The sequence below is a fragment of the bacterium genome (assembly GCA_021372775.1).
Lineage (GTDB): Bacteria > Acidobacteriota > Polarisedimenticolia > J045 > J045 > JAJFTU01.
Genome location: JAJFTU010000368.1, coordinates 1 through 1,718, shown reverse-complemented (window position 1 = coordinate 1,718; position 1,718 = coordinate 1). Strand labels below are relative to the sequence as shown.

General features: G+C 70.8%; 5 protein-coding genes. All 5 read right to left on the bottom strand.

The genetic code is table 11. The features are described 5' to 3' along the window. Positions 1-256: 256 nt before the first annotated feature. Positions 257-457, bottom strand: a complete 201-nt coding sequence (locus tag LLG88_12155) for a hypothetical protein (GenBank protein ID MCE5247655.1) — start codon at positions 455-457, stop codon at positions 257-259. A gap of 144 nt (positions 458-601) precedes the next feature. After that, positions 602-979, bottom strand: coding sequence for a hypothetical protein (locus tag LLG88_12150; GenBank protein MCE5247654.1), 378 nt, complete (start codon positions 977-979; stop codon positions 602-604). Beyond that, entirely contained in the window at positions 976-1,338 is a 363-nt protein-coding gene (locus tag LLG88_12145) for a hypothetical protein (GenBank protein ID MCE5247653.1), read from the bottom strand. Before LLG88_12145 ends, LLG88_12150 begins: the two co-directional genes overlap by 4 nt. Continuing rightward, entirely contained in the window at positions 1,338-1,475 is a 138-nt protein-coding gene (locus LLG88_12140) for a hypothetical protein (GenBank protein MCE5247652.1), read from the bottom strand. Before LLG88_12140 ends, LLG88_12145 begins: the two co-directional genes overlap by 1 nt. After that, positions 1,472-1,718, bottom strand: a 247-nt coding sequence (locus tag LLG88_12135) for a hypothetical protein (GenBank protein ID MCE5247651.1), incomplete at its 5' end; no start/stop codon positions are given. The genes LLG88_12135 and LLG88_12140, both read right to left, overlap by 4 nt.

Here is a 1,718-nt window from a genome sequence, read left to right as displayed (position 1 = left end):
TGAAGTGCCGGCAGTCCCAGCACACGCGTTCGGTCATTGCGCCTCCCCAGACCACCATTTGCGACCCGCGTGGCTCCGCTTCGGCGCGACGCGGCGTCCGCAGGCGATGCAGTAGTAGCGCGCGGCGTTCCCGCATACGCGGACGACGCGGACCATCCGGGCGCGCCGCCGCCCGCACTTGCAGCGCGACTTCATCTCTCCCTCCACGCGATGACCGCGGCGCTCACGCCGCAGGCCAGCAGCCAGAGGCCGATCATCACCAGTCCTCCGTGAGCACGACGCAGCTCTTCCCGGCGCGCTCCACCCACTCGCGGCAGAGGAGAGTGGTCGGCGGCGTGGTGGAGAAGTCGGTGAACGGCGCGTCGTCGTTGGCAGGCTCGCACGTCTCGGCGGAAATCCACGCCATGCAGCACCCGTCGTAGACCTCGTAGAGGTGGCGGGCTTTCTCGTGGGTCATCGCCGCTCCTCCACAGCGGCGATGACCGCAGACGTCTCGATGTGGATCGGCCTGCCGCTCGACAGCGTCAGTTTGAGCATCCTCATGCCCCCTCCTCCTCGACTGCTGCCGCGCCGCAGACCTCGCAGCGCGCGCAGCGGGCCATCAGTTCGCCCCGTACCCGAGCGCGAGTTGGCGCTCCTCATCGCGGATTCGGCCGTAGGGAACGATCTCCCCCGAGTCCTCGCGCAGAATCTCGAGCTTCCCGTCGGGGCCGCGGCGGAGCCGGCAGGACACCGACTCGTACTTGGTCTTCGTGCTGATCTTGCCGCTCAGCTCGGACGCGTCGGACGCGAGCTGGTCGAGGTCCTGCTTGAACTCAGCGTTTGCGGCGCGCTTCTTCTCGCGGATGCGCTCGATCTCGCGGAGCGTTTCGGCGAGCGTCTCGCCGGCCTCGCGGACCTCGTCCGGAGTCATCGGGACCGGCAAGGTGAAGGTCTGCCTCACCTCGTCCTGCGGATTGGTTCGTCTTGCCGTGCTCATCCCCTCTCCTTTCGTCCGAAGATCAGCGACCGCCAGACGCGGCTCGGCGCCGCGTTGCGGCTCGGATTCCGATAGGTGCGCCATTCCCCCGTCGCGGCGATCCAGCCGCGCCGCTTGCCTTCGAGGACGACGTTCGCCAACGCCCGGCGCTCGTGGGTCCGGATTTCGGACGCGGTCCGCGCCATCTGGTCAAGGACGCCCTCGGAGGTGAGGCGCTCGTGCGTCGTCGCCACGTAGAGGAGGCAGAGCGTCGCGAGCCGGACCCACGAGGCCGCGGCGTGCGCGGCGGCTGCGTCGATCGCCGCGTCGCGCTTGACGCGGGCAAAGTTGAGGTCGAGCTGGACCGTCGCGCCGGCCATCAGAACCGTCCTCCGCGCGCGCGGCGCGAGAGCTCGGAGACGCGGCCGCCCTCGATGCAGTAGAGGCGCGCCCGGCCGCCGAAGACGGCGGAGCGGTACGACGGGCGTCGCGCCCCGCACCGGCACCGCCGCCTCATCTCCCCTCCATCGCGCGCGCAAGATGGCCCATGTACCGCTCGGCGTCGTCGAGCTCGTCGCGCACGACCGGGCTGTCGTCCGCCGCCAGCCGCTCGCGGCATGACGCCCACCACCGCAGGGCGAGCAGGCAGGAGAGCGCGTCGGCCGCGACGGTCTGCGGCGCGGCCTTGAGCGCCGCGTCCATCGCGTGCCACGCCTCCATGAGCCACTCGCTCACGTCGCGCCGCACGCCGCCGCCCACG

Excerpts from the sequence above, each read along its gene's own strand:
- LLG88_12155 (MCE5247655.1), bottom strand. The coding sequence starts at position 457 with ATGACCCACGAGAAAGCCCGCCACCTCTACGAGGTCTACGACGGGTGC.
- LLG88_12150 (MCE5247654.1), bottom strand. The coding sequence starts at position 979 with ATGAGCACGGCAAGACGAACCAATCCGCAGGACGAGGTGAGGCAGACC.
- LLG88_12145 (MCE5247653.1), bottom strand. The coding sequence starts at position 1,338 with ATGGCCGGCGCGACGGTCCAGCTCGACCTCAACTTTGCCCGCGTCAAG.
- LLG88_12140 (MCE5247652.1), bottom strand. The coding sequence starts at position 1,475 with ATGAGGCGGCGGTGCCGGTGCGGGGCGCGACGCCCGTCGTACCGCTCC.